Source organism: Nocardiopsis sp. iso_25 (genome assembly GCF_056173305.1).
Window position 1 is genome coordinate 2,370,875 of record NZ_CM149667.1, and the last position, 16,236, is coordinate 2,387,110.

The 16,236-nt window shown below is 71.7% G+C and carries 12 protein-coding genes, 1 pseudogene and 1 CRISPR repeat array; of the genes and pseudogenes, 6 read left to right on the forward strand and 7 right to left on the reverse strand.

All coding sequences use genetic code 11. The features are described 5' to 3' along the window. Positions 1–59: 59 nt before the first annotated feature. The 3 genes from AC0VX6_RS10225 to AC0VX6_RS10235 all read left to right on the forward strand — a co-directional run bounded on the left by AC0VX6_RS10225 (position 60) and on the right by AC0VX6_RS10235 (position 3,432). Entirely contained in the window at positions 60–263 is a 204-nt protein-coding gene (locus tag AC0VX6_RS10225; protein ID WP_274977297.1) for a cold-shock protein, read from the forward strand. A 251-nt stretch (positions 264–514) separates the two neighbouring features. Continuing rightward, complete coding sequence (locus AC0VX6_RS10230) at positions 515–2,065, forward strand: DEAD/DEAH box helicase (RefSeq protein WP_475468324.1); 1,551 nt, start codon at positions 515–517, stop codon at positions 2,063–2,065. 560 nt (positions 2,066–2,625) lie between these two features. Further along, a complete protein-coding gene (locus tag AC0VX6_RS10235) occupies positions 2,626–3,432 on the forward strand; it encodes a MerR family transcriptional regulator (RefSeq protein WP_475468325.1) in 807 nt (268 codons plus the stop codon). Positions 3,433–3,547: 115 nt separating this feature from the next. Here the strand turns inward: AC0VX6_RS10235 and AC0VX6_RS10240 are convergent, their stop codons facing one another. From AC0VX6_RS10240 to AC0VX6_RS10250, 3 genes are all read right to left on the reverse strand, one after another. Further along, entirely contained in the window at positions 3,548–5,440 is a 1,893-nt protein-coding gene (locus AC0VX6_RS10240; RefSeq protein WP_475468327.1) for a S9 family peptidase, read from the reverse strand. Between the two features lie 495 nt (positions 5,441–5,935). Continuing rightward, positions 5,936–6,451, reverse strand: coding sequence for an ATP-binding protein (locus tag AC0VX6_RS10245; protein ID WP_274977301.1), 516 nt, complete (start codon positions 6,449–6,451; stop codon positions 5,936–5,938). A 189-nt stretch (positions 6,452–6,640) separates the two neighbouring features. Further along, positions 6,641–7,786: a methyltransferase domain-containing protein gene (locus tag AC0VX6_RS10250; protein ID WP_475468329.1), complete on the reverse strand. Its 1,146-nt coding sequence runs from the start codon at positions 7,784–7,786 to the stop codon at positions 6,641–6,643. A 601-nt stretch (positions 7,787–8,387) separates the two neighbouring features. Here AC0VX6_RS10250 and AC0VX6_RS10255 point away from each other — a divergent pair. Both AC0VX6_RS10255 and AC0VX6_RS10260 read left to right on the forward strand, forming a co-directional pair. Beyond that, the gene (locus tag AC0VX6_RS10255) at positions 8,388–9,881 is read left to right on the forward strand and encodes an NsdA family TPR-like regulatory protein (RefSeq protein ID WP_274977303.1); all 1,494 of its coding nucleotides are present in this window, start codon (positions 8,388–8,390) and stop codon (positions 9,879–9,881) included. Continuing rightward, a complete protein-coding gene (locus AC0VX6_RS10260; protein ID WP_274977304.1) occupies positions 9,878–10,360 on the forward strand; it encodes a hypothetical protein in 483 nt (160 codons plus the stop codon). The genes AC0VX6_RS10255 and AC0VX6_RS10260 overlap by 4 nt, the downstream gene beginning before the upstream one ends. A gap of 222 nt (positions 10,361–10,582) precedes the next feature. Here the strand turns inward: AC0VX6_RS10260 and AC0VX6_RS10265 are convergent, their stop codons facing one another. Both AC0VX6_RS10265 and AC0VX6_RS10270 read right to left on the reverse strand, forming a co-directional pair. Next, positions 10,583–11,476: an alpha/beta fold hydrolase gene (locus tag AC0VX6_RS10265; RefSeq protein WP_475468331.1), complete on the reverse strand. Its 894-nt coding sequence runs from the start codon at positions 11,474–11,476 to the stop codon at positions 10,583–10,585. A gap of 34 nt (positions 11,477–11,510) precedes the next feature. Next, complete coding sequence (locus AC0VX6_RS10270; RefSeq protein WP_274977306.1) at positions 11,511–11,876, reverse strand: VOC family protein; 366 nt, start codon at positions 11,874–11,876, stop codon at positions 11,511–11,513. Between the two features lie 158 nt (positions 11,877–12,034). Between AC0VX6_RS10270 and AC0VX6_RS10275 the strand changes: the two genes are divergently transcribed. Next, complete coding sequence (locus tag AC0VX6_RS10275; RefSeq protein ID WP_475468333.1) at positions 12,035–12,679, forward strand: TetR/AcrR family transcriptional regulator; 645 nt, start codon at positions 12,035–12,037, stop codon at positions 12,677–12,679. Between the two features lie 100 nt (positions 12,680–12,779). Then, a CRISPR array of direct repeats spans positions 12,780–14,466; the repeat unit is 29 nt; unit sequence GTGCTCCCCGCGCACGCGGGGATGGTCCC. Between the two features lie 124 nt (positions 14,467–14,590). On the opposite strand, the pseudogene AC0VX6_RS10280 reads toward AC0VX6_RS10275, so the two are convergent. After that, positions 14,591–15,028, reverse strand: a pseudogene (locus AC0VX6_RS10280) (ATP-binding protein); the annotation flags it as partial. A 74-nt stretch (positions 15,029–15,102) separates the two neighbouring features. Next, a complete protein-coding gene (locus AC0VX6_RS10285) occupies positions 15,103–16,035 on the reverse strand; it encodes a helix-turn-helix domain-containing protein (RefSeq protein ID WP_274977308.1) in 933 nt (310 codons plus the stop codon). Positions 16,036–16,236: the final 201 nt, after the last annotated feature.

A 16,236-nucleotide genomic window follows, 5' to 3' on the forward strand; every position in this document is an offset into this window, starting at 1 on the left:
GTGACGGGAAAATCGTCAGACCGCGGTTTTCTTCATACTCCCGAACGAGAGGAACACCCATGGCGACCGGCAAGGTCAAGTGGTTCAACGGTGAAAAGGGCTTCGGCTTCATCGAGCAGGACGGCGGCGGCCCCGACGTCTTCGCCCACTACTCCGCCATCCAGGGCACCGGCTACCGCGAGCTCGCGGAGGGCCAGGCCGTGGACTTCGACATCACCCAGGGTGCCAAGGGCCTCCAGGCCGACAACATCACCCTGATCTGACCCAGCTCAGACTCCTTCCGGGGCAGGGGCCCGCCCTCGCGGCAGCGGCCCCTCCCCGGTTCTGTTTTTCCCGGACCGTTTCTCTGGCCGTCGTTCTCCGACAGGCGCTGGTCCGGCTACTCCGCCACGACCCCGGGTTCTCCGTGCCGGCCGTGGATCCTCGAAGACTCTTTCCGGCGCACACCCGGTGTCACACGCCGAAGCCCCCGAGGGCTTCCCGCCAGGCACGCGTCGGCGGCGAAAGGCCCCATATGAACCAACCCCGTACCGACGCGCGCCGCGGCCGCCCCTCCGGCGGCTACGGCCGTCAGCGGCCCCGCCCGTCCGGCGGACGTCCCCAGCGCGGCGGCTCCGGCGGGCGCCAGGCAGGACGCCCCTCCGGAGAGTTCGCGCTCCCGGTCTCGACCACCCCCGCGCTCGACCCGGTCCACGACTTCCAGGACCTGGAGATGCCCGCGCCGCTGAAGTCGACGCTGGCCCGCCAGGGCCTGACCACACCGTCGGCCATCCAGGCGGCGACGCTGCCCAACTCGCTGGCCGGGCGCGACGTCCTGGGCCGCAGCCAGACGGGTTCAGGCAAGACCCTGGCCTTCGGGCTGGCGCTGCTCGCCCGGCTGGAGGGCCGCGTGGCCGAGCCCCGCCACCCCCTGGCCGTGGTGCTCGCGCCGACCCGCGAACTCGCCCAGCAGGTGAACGACTCGCTCGCCCCCTACGCCCGTTCGCTGCGCGTGCGCACGACGACCGTGGTGGGCGGCATGCCCATCGGCCGCCAGGCCCGCGCCCTGGGGCAGGGTGTGGAGCTGGTCGTGGCCACCCCGGGCCGTCTGCGCGACCTGATGGAGCGCGGCGACTGCGTCCTGGACCGGGTGGACGTCACCGTCCTGGACGAGGCCGACCAGATGACCGACATGGGCTTCATGCCGCAGGTCACCGCGATCCTGATGCAGGTGCCGACCGGGGGCCAGCGCATGCTGTTCTCGGCCACCCTGGACCGCAACGTCGACACCCTGGTCCGCCGGTTCCTCGACGACCCGGTGGTCCACTCGGTGGACCCGTCCGAGGGCGCCGTCTCCACCATGGAGCACCACGTCCTGCACGTGTCGCACATGGACAAGCAGGACACCGCCACCCGCATCGCGGCCCGTGAGGGGCAGGTCATCCTGTTCCTGGACACCAAGCACGCCGTGGACCGGATGGCCAAGCACCTGCTCAACAGCGGCGTCCGGGCGGCGCCGCTGCACGGCGGCCGGTCCCAGCCCCAGCGCACGCGCACCCTCAAGCAGTTCAAGGACGGCACGGTCACCGCGCTGGTCGCCACCAACGTCGCCGCGCGCGGCATCCACGTGGACGGCCTGGACCTGGTGGTCAACATCGACCCGCCGACGGACCACAAGGACTACCTGCACCGGGGCGGGCGCACCGCGCGCGCGGGCGAGACGGGCAGCGTGGTCACGCTCGTGCTGCCCAGCGAGCGGCGGGACATGGCCAGGCTGATGCAGCGGGCCCGGATCGACGCGCACGTCGCACAGGTGAGCGCCGACGACCCCGAGTTGGCCCGGGTGACCGGTGCCCGGGAGCCGTCCGGTGTTCCGGTGACCCTGCCCAGCGCTCCCCGGGAGGAGCAGCGCCGCCAGGGCGGTCGCGGAGCGGGCTCGCGCGGCGGATCGCGTGGGTCGGCTGCGCGCGGCGGGTCGGCTGGGCGTGGTGCGGCGGCCTCGCGCGGTGGTTCGACCGAGCGCGGAGGGTCGTCTGCGCGTGGCGGGTCGGCCTCGCGCCGCCGCGGTCCGCGCCGTCCGGCCTGAGGACCGCTCGTGTGCGCCGGGCTCGGGAGCTGACTCCCGGTCGCTCGGGACCTGAGGCTCAGGTCGCCTGTCCCTGGGAACCCGTTCCGGGAGCCTGTCCCCGGTCGCTCGTCTCCGGGAGCCAGCCCCCGGGCGTCTGTCCACAGGGACGGATCGGGGCTTGGCCGGGTAGGGCGGGCCGGGGGACACTGGATTCGGGGGCGCGTGACGCGCTCATGGGTGGCGCGACAGCCCCCGAATTCGAGCCTACGTCCCCCGGTCGTCACCCCACCAGTCCGCACCATCCGCCTGTGAAAGGCAACGGGGCTGCCTGTGGAAAGACAACCCGGGGAAAGACAACCGGTCTTGTCCGCCCGCGGAGAGGCATCCACCCCGCTCATCCGCGCACAGCCGACCACCGTGCCGCCCGGCCGGGCAACTCCCGGTCGGGTGCGCGGTCCTCGGCCCGCAACGACCGGACACGCGGCACGGGCCGCGCACCCCGACTGCGGACCGCTTGGTCTGCACTAGCGTTCCTGGTGGAGCGAAGGCCGCCGGACCGTGAGCGCGGAGGGAACGTCATGGCGTGGAGCACCCGTCAACTGGCCGAGCTGGCCGGAACGACCCTGCGGACGGTGCGGCACTACCACGAGGTCGGTCTGCTGGCCGAACCCGAGCGCGGCGCCAACGGCTACAAGCACTACAAGGTCGAGCACCTGGTGCGGGTCCTTCGCGTCAAACGGCTGTCGGACCTGGGGTTCTCCCTGGTGCAGATCGCCGAGATGGGGGAGGCCGACGCCTACCCCGAACAGGAGCTGCGGGCCCTGGACGACGAACTCGTCCAGGCCATCGAACGCCTGCGGCGGATGCGCGAGGAGCTGGCCCTGGCCCTGCGCGGGTCCGGGCCGACCGAACTACCGCCCGACATGGCCCTGGCCACCGCCGGGATCGCCATGACCGAGGCCGACCGCTCGCTGACCGCGGTCATGGCGCGCCTGTTCACCCCGCAGACGCAGCGGGCCCTCACGGAGTTGGCGCGGGCCTACGGCTCCGGTTCCTCCGACGAGGAGTTCAACAACCTGCCCACCGACGCCGACGAGCAGACCCGGCACGAGCTAGCCGAACGGCTGTGGCACGCCTCCCGCGAGGTTCTGTCCGACCGTCCGGAGCTGCGCATCTCCGAGGCCACGACGGCCATCGACCGGCACAAGGCCGCGCAGGCGTTCACCGCGGCGCTGAACGACCTGTACAACCCCGCCCAGCTCGATGTCCTCAACCGCCTCTCCCGCGCGGCGATGGCGGACCAGCAAGCCGACCAGCAGGCCGAAGAGCGGACAGATCGGCAAGCCGACCGGCAGGCCGAAGAGCAGGCGGACCAACGGCCCTGACCGGTCGGGTGGCCCACGGGTCCCGCGGGCCCCGCGATCGTCGGCCCCGCCCGGCCGGGACACGGTGGGAGGGCTGGACCCCGGCCGCCCCCGTGCGGCCGGGGCCCAGCCGGGCTCAGTCCCGGCGTCCGCCGAGATGGCGGGCGAGGAAGCGCTCGGCCGTGCGGTGGAGGTCGAGCTGGTTCTCCGGGTTGACGAACCCGTGTCCCTCGTCCTCCTTGAGCAGGTACTCCACGTCCACGCCGCGCTCGCGCAGCGCGGCGACGATGTTGTCGGACTCGGCCTTGACCACGCGGGCGTCGTTGGCGCCCTGCGCCACCATCAGCGGTGTGGTGATCCGGTCCACCCGGCTGATCGGTGAGCGGGCCAGCATGTCGGCCTCCTGCTCGGGGACGTCCGGATCTCCGACGTAGCGGTACCAGTTGTTGGCCAGCGCGGGCCGGACGAACGCCGGTTGGTTGCGCATGAAGTTGGCCAGGTCGGAGATGCCGACGTAGTCGACGGCGGCGGCGAAGCGGCCGGGGGTGAAGGTGACCCCCACGAGCGCGGCGTAGCCGCCGTAGGAGCCGCCGAAGATCGCCACCCGGTCCGGGTCGGCGTAGCCCTGTGCGACGGCCCAGTCCACGGCGTCGATGAGGTCGTCGTGCATCTTCCCGGCGAACTCGCCGATCGCGGCCTTCATGTGGGCCTTGCCGAACCCGTTGGAGCCGCGGAAGTTGACCTGGAGCACGGCGTAGCCCCGGTTGGCCAGCAGCTGGACGGTCGGGTCGAAGCCCCAGGCGTCCCTCGCCCACGGGCCGCCGTGCACCATCAGCACCATCGGCAGGTTCTCGGGCTCCACGCCCACCGGCAGGGTCAGGTAGGAGGGCATCTCCAGGCCGTCCCGGGCGGTGACGGTGACCGGCCGCATGGGGGCCATCGCGTCGGGGTCCAGGTGCGGGTGGGGGCGGAACAGCAGCCGGGACTCCCCGGTGGAGTGATCGTAGAACCAGGTCGCGTCCGGGTCGCGGTCGTGGGTGAAGCTCACGATCCACCGCCGCCCGTCGGCGTCGGACGACAGTCCCGCCACATCCCCCTCGGACAGCTTCTCCAGTTCGGCCAGCACCTCGGCGAAGTGCGAGTCCAGGGCATGGATGACCTGGCGCTCGCCCAGGTAGCGCACCCCCAGCAGCTCGCCACGGTGGTCGAGGATCAGCGGCGGGGGAAGGGTGGAGACCTGCGCGCGCGTGTCGATGTCGAAGTCCGGGTGGCTGTCCACCTCGGTCTCCTCACCCGTGGCCATGTCGGCGCGTACCAGGCGGGTGCGGTCGGTGCCCCGGCTGGAGCCGACCCACATCCCGGTCCCGTCCGGTGTGACCTGTGCGGGAAAGACGCCCAGCGGATAGTCGGCGCCGTCGTACACCAGGACGCTGCTCGTGGTGCCCGTCGCGGAGTCGTGACGGGAGATCTCGAAGTCGTTGTTCTCGTTGAGAGTGGTGGAGAGCAGCTCGCCCTCCCTTCCCCGCGTCCAGATCCTCGCGGCGCCGGGGCTCTGGGCCAGCATGGTGAGTTCGCCGGTGGCCACGTCCAGCTCGTGCAGGTCGAACTCCGCGACATTGCGGGCGTTGAGCGAGACGGTCATCCTCCCCGGGCGTCCCCGGGACGGCTCGAAGCTGACGACACGGGCGCCGGGGAAGGGGGTCAGGTCCACTGTGGTGGGCTCGGCGGCGTCCAGGTCGACCCGGAACAGGTGCCAGTTCTCGTCGCCGCCGCTGTCCTGGAGGTAGAGCAGCCAGCGCGCATCGTCGGTCCACTGGTAGCTCTGCACGCTGCGGCTCTCGTCCGCGGTCACGCAGCGCGGTTCGCCGTCGAACTCTCCGGCTTGGTCGAGGTCCTGGACCCAGACGTTGAGCCGGTCCTTCCACGGCGCCAGGTAGGCGATGCGGGTTCCGTCCGGCGAGATCGTCGCATCAGCGCGCTCCGGCGGGCTGAAGAAGTCCTCGACCGGGACCAGGTCGGGCAGTGCCATGTCGTTCCTCTCGTTCGTGCCCGGTGAGACCGGGGAGTCGAAGATCAGGAGAAACCATGCCGACACGGCACACTCAAGAATCCGCGAGTGTGACGGGGGACACTCTTCGTGTGTTCGGGGGCGCCCGGAGTTCGCCGGGGGTGGCGTCGAGTCCTTGTCGGGGGGCCCGCCGCGGACCGACGCGCGTATCCGGCCGGAGTCGCCGTGGTCCGGTGCCCTTTCCCGGCCGGGCCCGACCGACCCTTCCCCGGTCGGGCCCGCTCCGGTCCGGTGCCGGTTCCAGCCCCGGCACCGGAGTGGTTCGCCGCGCGGTTCGGTTCACGGCCGGGGTCCGGTTCCGCGTCGGGCCCCGGCCTTCCCCCGCCGGGGCCCGTCCGCCAGCCCGCTTCCAGGGCCGGTCCGCGTGCTCGTCCACCGGCCCGCCTCCGGGTTCGGTCACCGCGCCCGTCCGCGAGCCCGGCCCCGGGCCCAGCTCCAACCCGGGGCCCGAACCGCCTACGCCGCCACCCGGCGCGGGCTCCACCGCGGCGCGAGGTCGAACTCGGCCCAGATCACACGACCCGCGTCCTCGCCCGGCGCACCGGCCCGACGGGTTCCCCAGCGGGCGGAGAAGTGGCCGATGAGCAGCAGCCCCTGCCCCAGCGCGAGTTCCCGCCAGTCCTGGTCCGCCTCCGGACCCGGCACGCTCGCCAGGGCTCCCGGAATCCACCGGTCCGCCACCGACAGCCGCAGGACGCGGCGGCCGCCGGGGTCATGGCGCAGCACGAGCGTGCGCACCACCTCCGCCCCGCTTCCGCTGGGCAGGACCCGCCCCATGGTGCTGGTCAGCATCTCGCTGGCGCACAGCACCACGGCCGCGACCAGTTCCTCGTCGGCGCCCGAGACCCGCGACAGGTCGGCACGCAGGTCGGCCCGGGCTCTTCGGATGGCTGCCAGGTTGGCGGGGTAGCTGCGGCGCTTCCAGCGCCTGTCCAGGTCGAGCGGTCGCCGTGGGCGTGGCAGGACGGTCATCTGTCTTCTCCTCGGTTCGTGCGACGGCCGCACGGGCGGTTCCCACGGGAACGGCCTTCGCGGTCCGTCTGGTCCTGGTGTTCTCTCGTGTCTGTGTGCCTTCATGCCTCGGCGTCCTCGGCGTCCTCGGCGTCCTCGGAGGCCCCGGAAACCCCGGGAGCACGCGGCTCCGGCGCTCCGCCGGCCTCCTCACCTCATGGCGGCGAAGATCGTGGCCTCGTCGTCCAGCCACACCAGCTGGTGTTCGGCCGACACCGTCAGTCCGAACCGGGTGTGGACGGGACGCCCCGCCTCCACCCACAGCAGGTGGGCCGCCTCCAACTCGTCGAACAGCCTGCGGGGGCCGTGCTGGCGCACCTCGTAGCCCTGGTCCCGGTGCCCGGGGTCGATGTGCCAGGAGGCCCACGACCAGGTCGAGGAGTCCAGCAGGTACACCGTGAACCGCGGGTCCTCGGGGCCGCCCCCGAGCCGGACGATCCGGTGCACGTCCGGCATCTGCAACCCCACCGCGAAGGCCCCGTCGGAGTCGCCGACCACCTCTCCCGGGTGCAGCCGGGAGCACGTCGTGGTGTGCTCGTCGTCGTCCGGACGGACGTAGGTCTCCAGCAGGTGGCGCGGGGTGCGGTCCGCTCGCGCCCACATGCGGTCGGTGTGCCCGGTGAACCTGCCGTGCGCCGTCCCGTGCGGGCCGACCACGAGATCGGCCGTCACCCCGTGGTGGAAGGCGGTTCCCCACGGAGTCAGGACGCGTCCGCCGGGCTGGCACTGCGCCACCCACGCGTAGGGGACGCGCTGCACGGTCACCGCACTGACCACCCGGTCGTAGGGTGCGCGCCCGGCCCAGCCGCGCATGCCGTCCCCGCTGACCACCAGCGGTGTGAGGCCCGCGCTCATCAGCCGCACCCGCGCCTGTTCGGCCAGCTCGAAGTCGATCTCCACCGAGGTGACGGCGTCGTCGCCCAGGAACCGGGCGAGCAGGGCGGCGGTGTACCCGCTGCCGGTGCCCACCTCCAGCACCCGCATGCCCGGTGCCAGTCGCAGCCGCTGCACCGTCTCGGCCACCGAGGACGGCGCAGGGGACGAGGACGTGGGCTCTCCGGGGCCGTAGCGGGCGCCGTCGTCGACCTGGGTGACGACGGGAACGTCGGCGTAGGCCGCCTCCAGCCACCGCAGTTCGCCGCGGTAGCGGTCGACGGGCACGCCCGTGTCCGGGGCGGCGATCTCGTCGGGCAGGAACAGGTGCCGCGGTACCGCCGCGAAGGCCCCGCGCCACTCCGCGGCCAGAGCGCCCTCCTCGACGAGGCGTTCGACCATCCTCTCGTGCGGGGGGATCATCTGCCGCACCTCCCGCACCGTCTGACGCACTGTGCGCTGACGCCCCGGGCACGCCGGGCGTGACAGGCGTGCCCGACATGTCCGCCGTACCTGATGCGCTCGCCGTACCTGACAGGTCCGGAGTGTCCGGCGGACGGAGCACGCTCGGCGTGCCCGGGGTGCTCGACGCATCCGATGTGCCCGGGACGCTCGACGTTCCCGACGCGTTCGGGATAACCAAAGGTTCTGGTGTGGCTGGTTCGCCCAATGAGTCCGATGTGTCCGGGGTGCTCGACGTCTTCGACGAGTCCGGGGCACTCGGCGAGTCCGATGTGTCCGGGACGCCCGCTCCGACTGCGCCTTCCGCGCCGCCGGACGGGCCTATCGCTCGTGTGAACAGCACCGACACCGGCTCCGGACCCGTGGCCCGTGCCGCCGCCGTGCCCTGCCTGTGGGGTGGAGGTCACCGCTCTTCTCCTCGGGGGGTGTCCCCGGCATGGACGAACCAGGGTCTTGCGTCCATTACGGGGACGGGAGTTTCCGGGTAAGGATTACTACGGAAGATGTAACGCCGTTCGTCCACGAGGACGGAATTCCGTGCCGATATACACCGGCGGTATGCATGACGAAATCCCAGGTCGGTCCACGTCTTTCCCCGTCACGGGCTTTCTGGGCCCGTGCCGACGTCCTGCGGTCGCTGGCCGAGCACGACGCCGGAGCCCTCTTCGGGCTCGTCCGACAGCACACCGGTGCCAGCCAGCAGACGATCGGCTCCGCCGTCGACATGGCCCAGCCACACGTGAGTGCGATCATGGCGGGAAGACGCCTGGTCACCGCGCTCAGCACGTGGCAGCGCATCGCCGACGGCCTGGCCATGCCGTCCGAGGCCCGCCGGACCCTTGGCCTCGCGGATTCGGGTGACGAGTATTCGAAGGGCGTTTCCTGGACAGAATCCTCTCTGCAAGAAGGCGATTTATGGTCCGCGTCCAGAACGGCGCAGGACATCGTCGACATCACGCTGAAGGACCTGATGAAACGCAGAGACGCATTCGCGGTCGGCGGCGCGCTCCTGATGGGCGCCGCACTGACGGAGACGCTGGAACACTGGCTGCTGCCCGGCCCGGCCGCCCCCGGCCTGGTCCGCGGCACGATCGGAGAGGCCGAGCTGGGGCGCATCGAGGCCGCCACCGTGGCGCTGCGGCACTGGAACGACCGGTGGCGCCTGGGGGTGCGCCGCAAGGCCGTCGTCGGACAGCTCTCGGAGGTGTCCGAACTCGTGGAGACCCCCCAGCCCGCCTCCGTGCAGAACCGGCTGTTCGCGGTGATGGCCGAACTGTCCAAGACCGTCGCCTCGATGTCCTTCGACGCCGGGGACCACCCCACCGCGCAGCGGTACTACACCCTCTCCCTGCGCGCGCTCCACCAGGCCGGACCCGAGCACCGCCCCTACGGCGTCGGAGTCCTGGCCGACATGGCCCGGCAGATGCTCGACCTGCACCGGCCCGAGGACGCCCTGGACATCTCCCGCCTCGCGCTCGACAGCGCGGACTCCACCGGCGCGCCCGCGCTCGTCCGGGCGATGCTGCGCACGCGCGAGGGCTGGTCCTACGCGCGGATGGGCAGGTCGGAGGCCTACCGCCGCACGGTCATCCAGGCCGAGGACCTCCTGGAGGGCGCCAACGGCGAGGAGGTGCCCGACTGGGTGGGCGGCTTCGACCACGCCGAACTGGCCGGGGTGGTCGGCGCCCGCTACCGCGACCTCGCGGTGCTCCAGGAGGAGCCGGGCGCGCGCCGCAGGCACGCCGAGTCCTCCGCCGCCTACATCACCAAGGCGCTCCAGCTGCGCGCGCCCTCCGGCAAGCGCGGCCGCGCCTTCGACCTCATCGGGCTGGGCCGCACCTACCTGCTGCTCGACGAGCCCGCCGAGGCCGCCCGGGTGGTGCGCCAAGCCGCGGCCCTCGAACCCTCCCTGGGCTCGGGCAGGGTCCGCAGACGCCTGCGCGACTGGTACACCGAGTCCGCCACGCACCACCGCGACCCGCACGTGGCCGCGGTCCGCGATGAGTTATCACATACGCTGCTGCACCATCAGCGAAATGTGAAAGGGATGACGTGACTCGTATCGGAATCACCGGTCATTCGAATCTTTCCGGCGACAGCGTCACTTTGGTGCGCAAAGCGCTGGTGGCGGCACTCGACCCCCATGCCGACGACAGGCTGGTCGGCGTCTCCTGCCTGGCGCGCGGCGCGGACCAGCTCTTCGCCGAGGCCGTGCTGGACGTCGGGGGCAGACTGGAGGTGGTGCTGCCCTCGGCCGACTACCGCGAGGCCAAGGTCAAACCCGCCAACCTCGACCGCTTCGACGACCTGCTCGTGCGCTCCTCACTGGTGCGCTACATGCCGCACCGTCGGGCTGGCCGCGCCGCCTACGAGGACGCCAACGAGGCCGTCCTGGACTGGGTGGAGCTGATGTTCGCGGTCTGGGACGGCCAGCCCGCCGACGGCAGAGGCGGGACCGCCGACGCGGTCGAGGCGGCGCGGTTGAGGGGCGTGCCCGTGGAGGTCATCTGGCCGGAGGGAGTCCAGCGGGACTGAACCCGGCACTGGCGCACCGCCCCGCCCCGCGCGTGGAGTGGCGTGACGGAGCGGGGCGGTGCGGGCCGGTTCCGGGGCGCGTGCCGGAGCGGACAGGCCGGACCGCCCGGTCGTGTGCGTCCGAAACCCCGGCCGGTGCCGGGGAAGGGCGTGGTCGGGACCGGGCGGTCCTGACCACATCCGGCCAACACTGCTCCGGCCGGTCGGTGCTGCCCCGGTCGGTCAGCGCCGCTCCGGTGCGCCGTCCAGCGCGCCGTGCAGGGCTTCGGCGAAGGCGCGGGGATGGGTTCCGAAGCCCGTGTGGTCACCGGGGAAGGCGACCGGCTCCGTGCCCAGGAGCCGCACCAGCGCCAGCCCGATGTCGTGGATGGGCTTCCCGGCGGAGGCGTCGCCCAGACCCACCGTCACCGGGACCCCGCCCGCCCGCAACGCCTCCACGTCGGGCCGGTACAGCGACAGCTGCATCAGCCCGTGGGCCAGGAAGTACCCGAAGTTGCCGCTGACCCGCTCGAAGGTCTCGGGGTCCTCGTGCATCGGCCCTTCCGCCGCGGCGCCCTCCGGCTCCGGCCCGTCCTCCTCCTGCGCCTCCCCGTCCTCCTCGTCCAGGCCGTTCAGCGCCATGAACTTGCCGATCGCCGCCTCCACGCCCTCGCGCCGGTAGGTGTCGTAAACCTCCTGGTCGCGGGCGAGCACCTCCGAGGGGTCGTCGAGCAGCATGAGGCAGGGCGGCTCGTGCGCGAGCAGCGCGCGCACCGCCCCGGGGTGGCGCACGGCCATGTCGAGCCCGATCTGGGCGCCCGCGCTGTTGCCGAACACGTAGGCCGGGCCCCCGCCCACCTCGGCGACCAGCCTGGCGGCGTCGTCGCTGTGCACCTCCACCCGCTGGTCCTCGGGCTCGCCGTCCAGCTCGCTGCGCGAGTTGCCGCGGGGATCGTAGGCCACGGTCGTGTAGCGGTCGGCCAGGTGCTCGGCCAGGGCGGTGTAGACGCCCGCGTCCTGCGGGCCGCCGGGGATCATCAGCAGCACGGGGCCCGAACCGCGGACCTCGTAGTGGATGCTGGCACCCGGCACCTTCAACGTGTGCGCTCCCGGTGAGTGGCGCGAGTGGTGCGACATGTCTGCGTCTCCCTGCCTCTTGCGTGCCCGTTGGTCAGCTGTCGCTGAGCACCATGCGGTTGCCCTCGCTGTCGCGGAACTCGGCGGCCGTGACCCCCGGCTGCCACATCGCCTCCCCCGGTTCGGTGACGATCTCCACGCCCGCGGCGCGCAGGGCCTCGACCGTGCCCTCGACGTCCTCCGTCACCAGGACCATGACCGGTTCGGCTGACGGGTTCTCGTCCGCGCGGCGCTGGAAGTGCAGGCGGGTCCGCGAGCCGGGGAAGCCGAGCTCGATCCACCGCCACCCGTCTTCGGACATGGGCGCGTCGGTCGCCACGGTGCAGCCGAGGCGGTCGGTGTAGAAGGCCTTGGCCCGCTCCTGGTCGAAGACGGGGAGTTCGGCGAACTTGACGTACATGGGGTTTTTCCGTTCCCTCTGACGCGCTACCGCGTTCGGTCCGCCTTCAAACTGGACCGTCCAGTACCGCATGTGGTGTGGAACTAGACCGTACGGTACCCATAGGACAAAAGGGTCGAAACGAAACCTGGAACGACGAAGACGAGGTGTTGGACAGCGTGAACCCGCCAGCGGAGGAGGAGCTGAGTCGCTCGGCCCGCAAGCGCCGGGCCATCCTGGGCGCCGCGGAGGAGGTCTTCCTCAGGGGTGGTTACCTCGGGACCAACATGGACGAGATCGCCGCGCTGTCGGGGGTGTCGAAGCAGACGGTCTACAAGCACTTCGGCAGCAAGGAGGGGCTGTTCGTCGAGATCGTCACCAGCATGACCTCGGGTGCGGGGGACGCGGTGCGCGACGAGACGCCCGAGCCCGACCGGGTCGAGGACGTGGAGGCGTACCTGTGTGACTACGCGCGTCGGCAGCTCACGGTGGTGCTCACGCCGCGGCTGATGCGGTTGAGGCGGATGGTGATCGGCGAGGTCGCTCGGTTCCCCGAGCTGGCGCGGGTGCTGTACGAGTGCGGGCCGCAGCGGGCGATCGAGGGGTTGGCGGAGAGCTTCGCCCGGCTGGGGGAGAGGGGGCTGTTGGCGGTGGGGGAGCCGTTGCGGGCGGCGTCCCACTTCAACTGGCTGGTGATGTCGGAGCCGGTGAACCGGGCGATGCTGCTGGGGGACGAAGCCATTCCGACAGAGGCGGAACTGTGCCAGCATGCGGAGGAGGGCGTGCGGGTGTTCCTCGCTGCTTATGGGGTCGGCGGTCGTTAGGGGAGTTGTGGGGTTGCTGGGTTTTATGTCTTCGGTGTCTGTTTTTCGAGAAGTTGGAAAAACGGCTGCTTGCCGCTGGTAAGTTTGCAGGTCGTTGACTGTGCTCCCCGCGCACGCGGGGATGGTCCCCCGGCGACCTCCACACCGCACCCGGCCGGGAGGTGCTCCCCGCGCACGCGGGGATGGTCCCGAACGCCTGTACGCGCGGGGGTGGCTCAGGAAGTGCTCCCCGCGCACGCGGGGATGGTCCCGTCATGGAGTACGGGCGGCGGGTGTTGGCCGCGTGCTCCCCGCGCACGCGGGGATGGTCCCAGGAACGGCGCTGGCAGCCGGGTGGTGGTGTGGTGCTCCCCGCGCACGCGGGGATGGTCCCGGGACGGGCTGGAACAGGTCCACGCTCCCAGTGTGCTCCCCGCGCACGCGGGGATGGTCCCACGAGGATCTGCTGGGGCTGCGACGGCGAAGTGTGCTCCCCGCGCACGCGGGGATGGTCCCACCCCCGGTCGATGGTCATCGTCGACGTGATCGTGCTCCCCGCGCACGCGGGGATGGTCCCCGCCGACGGCGACCCCGCTTTCTGATGTCGAGGTGCTCCCCGCGCACGCGGGGATGGTCCCTGCGGTGACCAGCTCACGGCGCTGGTGCTACGGTGCTCCCCGCGCACGCGGGGATGGTCCCACACCCGTGCGGCTGGACGTCGCCACGCTGGTGTGCTCCCCGCGCACGCGGGGATGGTCCCACTTCCCCCGACCGCGCCCCTCCCAGTATCAAGTGCTCCCCGCGCACGCGGGGATGGTCCCAACCAGCGCAACAGGCTCGCGATGGTCTTGCCGTGCTCCCCGCGCACGCGGGGATGGTCCCAACGTCGCGGATCACGATCAGGCGGTTGCCTCGTGCTCCCCGCGCACGCGGGGATGGTCCCCAGCGGCAGGTGCCGACTCCTTCCGGGAAGGTGTGCTCCCCGCGCACGCGGGGATGGTCCCTTCACCTTCAACCAGTGCGACGGGCTGTCGGGGTGCTCCCCGCGCACGCGGGGATGGTCCCAAAGGACGCCCCGCCCCTCCCAGATGGGAGAGGTGCTCCCCGCGCACGCGGGGATGGTCCCGGCTTCCAGCCATGGTGGTTCCTCCTGTGTGTGTGCTCCCCGCGCACGCGGGGATGGTCCCTGCGGGCGTGGCTGCGCAAGACCTACGGCATGGTGCTCCCCGCGCACGCGGGGATGGTCCCACCATCGCCAAGGCGATGAAGGACGGCGTGGCGTGCTCCCCGCGCACGCGGGGATGGTCCCGTCGACGCGGCCCGCGCGCCCGTCCAGGTCCCGTGCTCCCCGCGCACGCGGGGATGGTCCCCCGCACGTGCCGGACGGGGCGGTGCCGCTGGCGTGCTCCCCGCGCACGCGGGGATGGTCCCCACGGGACGGGGCGCGGCGGCCGGGCGTGGCGCGTGCCGGTCAGTGCTCCCCGCGCACGCGGGGATGGTCCCCAACTCGCCGCCCGGAGCGCCAACCCCCGGCGGTGCTCCCCGCGCACGCGGGGATGGTCCCACGCGCCCGTACCTGGTCCCGGCTGTGGACATGTGCTCCCCGCGCACGCGGGGATGGTCCCGATGAACTCGTGCATGTGGACCAGGCGGGCCTGTGCTCCCCGCGCACGCGGGGATGGTCCCCACGTCGCCGTCGTGCAGCGGTACCTGTGGATGTGCTCCCCGCGCACGCGGGGATGATCCCAAGCTGGACCCGTTCGACCGGGACTACCACGAGTGCTCCCCGCGCACGCGGGGATGGAGCTATCGAGCGTCCCTAGGTTTCTCTGAGCCAGGAAGCCCGAACTCCGCCCAGGTCACCGTCCCCAGCCCCGCACAGAAGGGGAACTCCAGCACGGGACGGAACCCCCAGGCCACCGACAGGTTCTCGACAAGCAGCAGACCCCGGCCGCGCTCGGCTTCCTGCCATTCCTCAGCCGTGCGCTGGCGAGGAATGCGGGGGCTGGCGTCCTTGGCGCCGTCGTCGATCATCGACAGCCGCAGCACAGTCCTGCCGTCCAGCGTGGTGTGAACGGCCAGCGTCCGGATGACCCGGCCCTCGGCCTCACCGGAACGCGAGTGTTCGACGGCGTTCGCGAACATCTCGCTGGCGCACAGCACCACCGTCTCGATCAGATCGTCACCGCTCTCGGTGAACCGGATCAGGTCGGCGCGCAGGTCCGAGCGCACGCGGCTGGCGGTGGCCAGGGCTCCGGGGTACAGGCGCGGCTCCCAGCGCCGTTCCGGGTCGGCGGTGATCGGCGAGGTCTGCGGCACAATGACCATGCCGGTATCTCCTTTTCTGTTGGGTTTTCGAGTGCTGGTCATGCCCTGGAGGCGCGCTAACGCCTGCCAGGGCTTCAACGTGTCCGACCGGGAACACGTGGGGACGAACCGCCTGGTCAGGCCCTGGCCACGGTGGTGGTTCCGTGGGTATCGCCGAATCCTTCAACGCCGCCCACGGTGAGGGCGCGACGCCGGGGCTTCTCGGGAAAGCGCTCGACCGCCTGGTCCAGCAGCCGCAGCGAGTCGGCTGGCGACAGCGCCACGCCCTGGAGGGTGGCGAACAGGTCGGCGTAGCCCTTGATGTGGGTGGCGTCGGTGACCAGGTGGCCCGGCCCGCGCGGGTGCGGGGTGTAGGCCAGGCAGTGCCTCGGGGAGAAGGCCAGCGTCCAGAACGCTCCGCGCAGGCCGGGATGGGGCGCGGTGCCCTCCGGAACCACGTGCACGGTGATGCTGTCGCTGTCGGCCAGGTCGCGCAGGCGGGACAACTGGCCGCGCATGACGTTGGGAGGGGCGACGGGCCGGGTGAGGGCGCCTTCGTCGACGATCAGGCAGTGGTACGGCGGTCCGGATGCCGTGCTGTAGAGCTTGCAGAACGCGGGTCGGTCCCTGGCGAGGAAGGCAGCTTCCATGGGGCGCTCGGCCCGGTTCAGCGCGCGGGCGTAGTCCTCGGTCAGGAAGCTGTCGGGCAGGACGAGGGGCGCGTACGCCCGGACCTGGAACGCCTGGGGGAGAAGGTCGGCGGCTGTGGCACCGGCGCGGAGGCTGGTGGTGATGAACGTCTGTGCCCAGGCGTCCCACAGCACGCCTTCCGCTTCCAGCGCGCCGTCGAGGTGGCGGGCGTCGTTGCGCTGAGGCTCGCTGGTGCCGGTCTCGATGCCGTTGATCCGGCTGGGGGAGACGAAGGCGTCCTGGGCCAGCTCCTCGACCGACAGGCCCAGGCGTTCCCGGGCTGCCCGTACCCGCTCTCCGAACCGCTCCCAACGGCTTTCGACGGACTCTTCCCGGCAGCTTTCCTGTTTGGCTGTCCGCGGGTGTGCGCGTTCCGACATGGCTGTCCCCTGTATCCCGAAAAGAACGATTTGGTGCTTGGCGTAGGCCTGTGAGCTGGCTCCACGCTGCTTGGTGAAGACGGTAGGAACTTATTGCATAAGAGTCAAGTCTTATGCGATAAGTTGGCGGCATGGGGTGGGAGACAGAGGCTCGCTGGTCTGGCGGGGGCTCGCGCTACGGTGAGGCACGAGTACACGTGA

Excerpts from the sequence above, each read along its gene's own strand:
- AC0VX6_RS10225 (WP_274977297.1), top strand. The coding sequence starts at position 60 with ATGGCGACCGGCAAGGTCAAGTGGTTCAACGGTGAAAAGGGCTTCGGC.
- AC0VX6_RS10230 (WP_475468324.1), top strand. The coding sequence starts at position 515 with ATGAACCAACCCCGTACCGACGCGCGCCGCGGCCGCCCCTCCGGCGGC.
- AC0VX6_RS10235 (WP_475468325.1), top strand. The coding sequence starts at position 2,626 with ATGGCGTGGAGCACCCGTCAACTGGCCGAGCTGGCCGGAACGACCCTG.
- AC0VX6_RS10240 (WP_475468327.1), bottom strand. The coding sequence starts at position 5,440 with ATGGCACTGCCCGACCTGGTCCCGGTCGAGGACTTCTTCAGCCCGCCG.
- AC0VX6_RS10245 (WP_274977301.1), bottom strand. The coding sequence starts at position 6,451 with ATGACCGTCCTGCCACGCCCACGGCGACCGCTCGACCTGGACAGGCGC.
- AC0VX6_RS10250 (WP_475468329.1), bottom strand. The coding sequence starts at position 7,786 with ATGATCCCCCCGCACGAGAGGATGGTCGAACGCCTCGTCGAGGAGGGC.
- AC0VX6_RS10255 (WP_274977303.1), top strand. The coding sequence starts at position 8,388 with ATGACGAAATCCCAGGTCGGTCCACGTCTTTCCCCGTCACGGGCTTTC.
- AC0VX6_RS10265 (WP_475468331.1), bottom strand. The coding sequence starts at position 11,476 with ATGTCGCACCACTCGCGCCACTCACCGGGAGCGCACACGTTGAAGGTG.
- AC0VX6_RS10270 (WP_274977306.1), bottom strand. The coding sequence starts at position 11,876 with ATGTACGTCAAGTTCGCCGAACTCCCCGTCTTCGACCAGGAGCGGGCC.
- AC0VX6_RS10285 (WP_274977308.1), bottom strand. The coding sequence starts at position 16,035 with ATGTCGGAACGCGCACACCCGCGGACAGCCAAACAGGAAAGCTGCCGG.